This is a genomic window from Streptomyces sp. IBSBF 3136, from assembly GCF_036815105.1.
GTDB lineage: Bacteria > Actinomycetota > Actinomycetes > Streptomycetales > Streptomycetaceae > Streptomyces.
Window position 1 is genome coordinate 1 of record NZ_JAJSZC010000340.1, and the last position, 5,918, is coordinate 5,918.

5 protein-coding genes are annotated in these 5,918 nt (G+C 71.8%); all 5 read left to right on the forward strand.

What is annotated here, in order from left to right:
• The first annotated feature begins 161 nt into the window (after positions 1–161).
• The 5 genes from V7E45_RS38200 to V7E45_RS38220 all read left to right on the forward strand — a co-directional run bounded on the left by V7E45_RS38200 (position 162) and on the right by V7E45_RS38220 (position 5,839).
• The gene (locus V7E45_RS38200) at positions 162–2,528 is read left to right on the forward strand and encodes an FdhF/YdeP family oxidoreductase (RefSeq protein WP_333778875.1); all 2,367 of its coding nucleotides are present in this window, start codon (positions 162–164) and stop codon (positions 2,526–2,528) included.
• 48 nt (positions 2,529–2,576) lie between these two features.
• Positions 2,577–3,068 (forward strand): PaaI family thioesterase, encoded by a 492-nt coding sequence (locus V7E45_RS38205; RefSeq protein ID WP_333778876.1) that lies wholly within the window; start codon positions 2,577–2,579, stop codon positions 3,066–3,068.
• Between the two features lie 119 nt (positions 3,069–3,187).
• Entirely contained in the window at positions 3,188–3,709 is a 522-nt protein-coding gene (locus V7E45_RS38210; RefSeq protein WP_333778877.1) for a hypothetical protein, read from the forward strand.
• Positions 3,706–4,314, forward strand: a complete 609-nt coding sequence (locus V7E45_RS38215; RefSeq protein WP_333778878.1) for a Tat pathway signal sequence domain protein — start codon at positions 3,706–3,708, stop codon at positions 4,312–4,314. The genes V7E45_RS38210 and V7E45_RS38215 overlap by 4 nt, the downstream gene beginning before the upstream one ends.
• A 289-nt stretch (positions 4,315–4,603) precedes the next feature.
• Positions 4,604–5,839, forward strand: coding sequence for a branched-chain amino acid ABC transporter substrate-binding protein (locus tag V7E45_RS38220; protein ID WP_333778879.1), 1,236 nt, complete (start codon positions 4,604–4,606; stop codon positions 5,837–5,839).
• Positions 5,840–5,918 lie beyond the last annotated feature (79 nt).

The window sequence follows — 5,918 nt, forward strand, 5'->3', positions numbered from 1 at the left end:
GCCCACACCGCCCCCCGCGCCCGCCCGGTTCGCCCCCGCACCGGTTCGCGAACGCGCCCTCGCACCGGCCGCCGGACCTGGCCGGACCGGCGCGCATGGCTGTCGGTGGCGCGTGGGAGGATCGCCGGGTACTTCCACACGCAGTCGAAGGGGACCGTGCGATGGCGACGAAGCCGCCCAAGGGTGATCCGGTTCAGGACGCGCCGCAGGTCGCGGAGCCGCAGCACGCGGCGGCCGGGCTCCCCGCCGTCGGGCACACCCTGCGCATGGCCCGGCAGCAGATGGGGGTGCGGCGCACGGCGCTGACGCTGCTGCGCGTGAACCAGAAGGACGGCTTCGACTGCCCCGGCTGCGCCTGGCCGGAGCCCGAGCACCGGCACAAGGCGGAGTTCTGCGAGAACGGCGCCAAGGCGGTCGCCGAGGAGGCCACCCTGCGCCGGGTCACCCCCGAGTTCTTCGCCGCGCACTCCGTGGCCGACCTGGCCACCAGGAGCGGCTACTGGCTGGGGCAGCAGGGCCGGCTCACCCACCCCATGCACCTGCCCGAGGGCGGCGACCACTACGAGCCGGTCAGCTGGGAGCGCGCCTTCGACATCATCGCCGAGGAGATCACCGCCCTCGGCTCCCCCGACGAGGCCGTCTTCTACACCTCGGGGCGGACCAGCAACGAGGCCGCGTTCCTGTACCAGCTGTTCGCGCGCGAGCTGGGCACCAACAACCTTCCCGACTGCTCGAACATGTGCCACGAGTCGTCCGGCTCCGCGCTCTCCGAGACCATCGGCGTCGGCAAGGGCAGTGTCCTGCTGGAGGACCTGCACCGGGCCGACCTGATCATCGTCGCCGGGCAGAACCCCGGGACGAACCATCCGCGCATGCTGTCGGCGCTGGAGGAGGCCAAGGCGAACGGCGCGAAGATCATCAGCGTCAACCCGCTGCCGGAGGCCGGTCTCGAGCGGTTCAAGAACCCGCAGACGGCGAAGGGCATGCTGAAGGGCGCCGCCCTCACCGACCTGTTCCTGCAGATCCGCATCGGCGGTGACCAGGCCCTGTTCCGGCTGCTGAACAAGCTGGTACTGGAGGCGGACGGCGCGGTCGACGAGGAGTTCGTGCGCGAGCACACCCACGGCTTCGAGGAGTTCGCGCGGGCCGCCCGCGCCGCCGACTGGGACGAGACGCTCGCGGCCACCGGTCTCACCCGCGCGGAGATCGAGCGGGCCCTCGGCATGGTGCTCGCCTCGGAGCGGACCATCGTCTGCTGGGCCATGGGCCTCACCCAGCACAAGCACGCCGTCCCGACCATCCGGGAAGTGGTCAACTTCCTGCTGCTGCGCGGGAACATCGGCCGCCCGGGGGCGGGCGTGTGCCCGGTGCGCGGCCATTCCAACGTGCAGGGCGACCGCACGATGGGCATCTTCGAGCGGCCCGCGCCGGCCTTCCTCGACGCGCTGGAGAGGGAGTTCGGGTTCGCGCCGCCGCGCGAGCACGGCTTCGACGTCGTACGGGCGATCCGTGCGCTGCGGGACGGCGAGGCGAAGGTCTTCTTCGCCATGGGCGGCAACTTCGTCTCCGCCTCCCCCGACACGGAGGTCACCGAGGCGGCCATGCGGCGCGCGCGGCTGACCGTGCACGTGTCGACGAAGCTGAACCGCTCGCACGTGGTGACGGGCGCGCGTGCCCTGATCCTGCCGACGCTGGGCCGGACCGAGCGCGATGTGCAGGACGGCGGCGAGCAGTTCGTGACCGTCGAGGACTCCATGGGCATGGTGCACGCCTCGCGCGGCCGGCTCGCCCCGGCGGGCCCGCGGCTGCTGTCCGAGCCGGCGATCGTGTGCCGTCTCGCGCGCCGGGTGCTCGGCGCGGACAGCAAGGTGCCGTGGGCGGAGTTCGAGAAGGACTACGCGGCGATCCGCGACCGCATCGCGCGCGTGGTCCCCGGTTTCGAGGACTTCAACGCGCGCGTGGCGCGGCCCGGCGGTTTCGCGCTGCCGCACGCGCCGCGCGACGAGCGGCGCTTCCCGACGGCGACCGGCAAGGCGAACTTCACGGCGGCGCCGGTGGAGTGCCCGGAGCTGCCCGAGGGCCGGCTGCTGCTGCAGACACTGCGCTCGCACGACCAGTACAACACCACGATCTACGGCCTGGACGACCGTTACCGGGGCATCACCGGCGGGCGCCGGGTGGTGCTGGTGCACCCCGAGGACGCGCGGGCCCTCGGGGTCGCCGACGGGTCGTACGTGGATCTGGTGAGCGAGTGGAAGGACGGCGTGGAGCGGCGGGCGCCCGGCTTCCGGGTGGTGCACTACCCGACGGCCCGGGGCTGCGCGGCGGCGTACTACCCGGAGACCAACGTGCTGGTGCCGCTGGACGCCACCGCCGACACCAGCAACACCCCGGCGAGCAAGTCGGTCGTGGTCCGCCTGGAGCAGCCGCAGGCGCCGGGGCGGGCCGCGCAGGAGGCGGCGGGGGTGCCGGAGCTGCACCTGTCGAGCCGTCCTCAGGCCCGTCTGGAACAATCGGCGACCGACTGAGCGTTTGCTCAGCCAGTAGACAGGCGCAAGACGAACGGAGCCGGGCCCATGGGTGAGCAGCAGCAGGTGACATTCCCGCAGGAGGTCCTCGACGAGTACGCCGCGCTCGGTGTGGACCTGCCCGCGCTGTTCTCGGCGGGTCACCTGGGCACGCGGATGGGCGTCCAGATCGTGGAGGCCTCGGCGGAGCGGGTCGTGGGCACCATGCCGGTCGAGGGCAACACCCAGCCGTACGGACTGCTGCACGGGGGCGCTTCGGCGGTGCTGGCGGAGACCCTGGGCTCGGTCGGCGCGATGCTGCACGGTGGCAGCTCGAAGATCGCGGTCGGTGTGGACCTGAACTGCACCCACCACCGCGGGGTCCGCTCCGGCCTGGTCACCGGCGTGGCCACGCCCGTGCACCGGGGCCGGTCGACGGCGACGTACGAGATCGTGATCAGTGACGAGGAGGGCCGCCGGGTGTGCAGCGCCCGGCTGACCTGCCTGCTGCGCGACGTCCGGCCCGGTGACGAGGCCCCCGTCCGCCCGGCCGGCGACTGAGCGTCCCGGGCGCCGGGCCGCCGGGGAGGCGGCCGCCGGCACCCGCCGCGCCGCCCGTGGCGGAAAAGGGTCCCCGCCGGGCCGTTGCCCCGGGCCGTCCCGCCGCTTAGCTTCGGCACATGGGACGGCTCGGAAGCCGACGGCTCGATGGCGCCCGGCGGGGGGCGCGGCTCCTGGCGCTCGGACTGGCGCTGTCCGCGCCGCTGTCGACGGCCGGCTGCGGCCGGACGGGCGGCGCGGGCCCTTCCACGGGCGGACCCGGTGGGCCGGACGGCCCCGGCCGCGCGGCCCACGGCTCCGCCTCGGCCGCGCTCTCACCCTCCCCGTCGCGGGCCTCCGCGTCACCGCCCGCCACCTCACCGCCCTCCGCGCCCTCGCTGTCCGCCGACGCGCGGCTGTGCGCCGAGATCGTCGCCCGCTGGTCACGCAAGGTGCTCGACAGCGGCACCTACGGGGATTACCAGTCGATGGGGCTGTCCAACGGGCAGTACGAGATCCTGCGGACCGTCGTGGACGCGGCGCGGGCGGCCGAGCGCCACCAAGGGGCGGCAGCGGCGCACGACTTGATCGATCGTCAGGCACGCGGGGCGTGCGCCGAGCGGTACCGGCACGGCGTGCCGAGCGGAGGGCCCTGGCGATGAGCGGCACGGGCCCCCTGGAGCCCGGCGAGGGCACGCGCGCGTGGGACGCCGCGGAGTGGGAGGCCGTCGGCCGGAGGCGCACACCGCTCGCGGCCCTGTACGCCCGGCACCGCCGCGCCGCCCTCGCCGCCGCGGCGGCGGTGATCGCCGTAGCGGGTGGCGGCTACCTGTACGCGACCCGCCCGCAGCAACCGCCGCTGCCCCAAGTTCGGTATCCGGCGCAGGTGATGACGATCTCTTATCTACGGGACGGAACCTCCGGGGCCGGGGCGCCGGCCGGCGGATTCCGCTTCGACGTGCTGCTGACCGTGGACGCGGGACCGCCGGTCACCGTCAGCCGGGTGGGGCAGCCCTACGCCGGGCTCCGGCTGACCACCGAGCCGCGCACCCCGTTCCGGACAAAGGCGGGCTCTCCCCGCAAGATCACCATAACCATGCATGTGACGGATTGCGGAAAGGTGCCGAAGGACGCCGGACTGCCATTCCTGGAAGTAACTCTGCGTAATACGCGCGCAATACAGAATCAGAGTTTCATCCTCGGCCGGCGGTACGCGCAGCACCTCTCCACCGGTCTGAAAGTCGCCTGCAGCAACAGCATCAGGTAATCACCAAAACCCCTGAGACACCTGAACGGATCAGGGACCGTCCTGCGGGTTCTCACCATGCGGACAGGGCGAATCGGCTTGAATTCCGGCGTTCTCCCCACGGCGTACCGCTCTGCATTACCTCGTGTCATAACAAGAGCGTCACAGCATCGGTCAGACCCTCCTCCACGTTCCCCACACGCGCCTAGAGTCACGGCCAGTCACCGCGCCGTCGGATTCTCTCTTCGGCCTGGCGCAGCGGCTCGACCGCCTCCACGGGGAAGCGGCCGTTCTGGGGAAAGGACTGATCGTGCGTCAACGTTCGCTCATCGCCATCACCGCCGCCCTGGCGGCGGGAGCACTCACCCTCACCGCCTGCGGCTCGCGCGACAGCGGCGACAAGGGCTCGGACTCCGGCAACGGCGGCACCACCGTCGTCATCGGCGTCGACGCCCCGCTGACCGGCGACCTGTCCGCGCTCGGCCTGGGCATCAGGAACTCGGTGGACCTGGCGGCCAAGCAGGCCAACAAGAAGAACTACGTCAAGGGCGTCACCTTCAAGATCGAGGCGAAGGACGACCAGGCGCAGCCCTCCTCGGGCCAGACGAACGCCACCGGCTTCGTCGGCGAGAAGGACGTCCTCGGTGTCGTCGGCCCGCTGAACTCCTCCGTGGCCCAGTCGATGCAGAAGGTGTTCGACGACGCCAAGCTGGTCGAGGTCTCCCCGGCGAACACCAGCCCCGACCTGACCCAGGGCCCCGACTGGCGGAAGTCGAAGACGCGCCAGTACAAGTCGTACTTCCGTACCGCGACCACGGACGCCATCCAGGGCCCGTTCGCCGCCCAGTACGTCTTCAACAAGGCCAAGAAGACCAAGGCCTTCGTCATCGACGACAAGAAGACCTACGGCGCCGGCCTGGCCGGGACGTTCACCGACGAGTTCAAGAAGCTCGGCGGCAAGATCGTCGGCACCGAGCACATCAACCCCGACACCAAGGACTTCTCCGCGGTCGCCACCAAGGTGAAGAACTCCGGTGCGCAGGTCGTCTACTACGGCGGCGAGTACCCGCAGGCCGGCCCGCTGAGCAAGCAGATCAAGGCCGCCGGCGCCAAGATCCCGCTGGTCGGCGGTGACGGCATCTACGCCGACGACTTCATCAAGCTGGCCGGCGCCTCCGGCACCGGTGACCTGGCCACCTCGGTCGGCGCGCCGGTGGAGACGCTCGACTCCGCCAAGGAGTTCGTCGACAACTACAAGGCGGCGGGTTACAAGGAGGCGTACGCGGCGTACGGCGGTTACTCCTACGACTCGGCGTGGTCGATCATCGAGGCCGTGAAGAAGGTCGTCGACGACAACGGCGGCAAGCTGCCGTCCGACGCCCGCGCGAAGGTCACCGCCGCGATGCAGGGCGTCTCCTTCGACGGTGTAACCGGCAAGGTCTCCTTCGACGAGTACGGTGACGCGACCAACAAGCAGCTGACCGTGTACTCCGTCACGGGTGGTGCGTGGAAGGCCGTGGAGTCCGGCACCTACAACGGCAGCTGACCCACACACACCCGCATCACCTGAGCCGGGGGGGGGGGGGGGGGGGGGGGGGGGGGGGGGGGGGGGGGGGGGGGGGGGG

Bases quoted from the DNA above. Each gene is read 5' to 3' on its own strand.
- V7E45_RS38215 (WP_333778878.1), top strand. From the start codon at position 3,706: ATGAGCGGCACGGGCCCCCTGGAGCCCGGCGAGGGCACGCGCGCGTGG.
- V7E45_RS38205 (WP_333778876.1), top strand. From the start codon at position 2,577: ATGGGTGAGCAGCAGCAGGTGACATTCCCGCAGGAGGTCCTCGACGAG.
- V7E45_RS38210 (WP_333778877.1), top strand. From the start codon at position 3,188: ATGGGACGGCTCGGAAGCCGACGGCTCGATGGCGCCCGGCGGGGGGCG.
- V7E45_RS38200 (WP_333778875.1), top strand. From the start codon at position 162: ATGGCGACGAAGCCGCCCAAGGGTGATCCGGTTCAGGACGCGCCGCAG.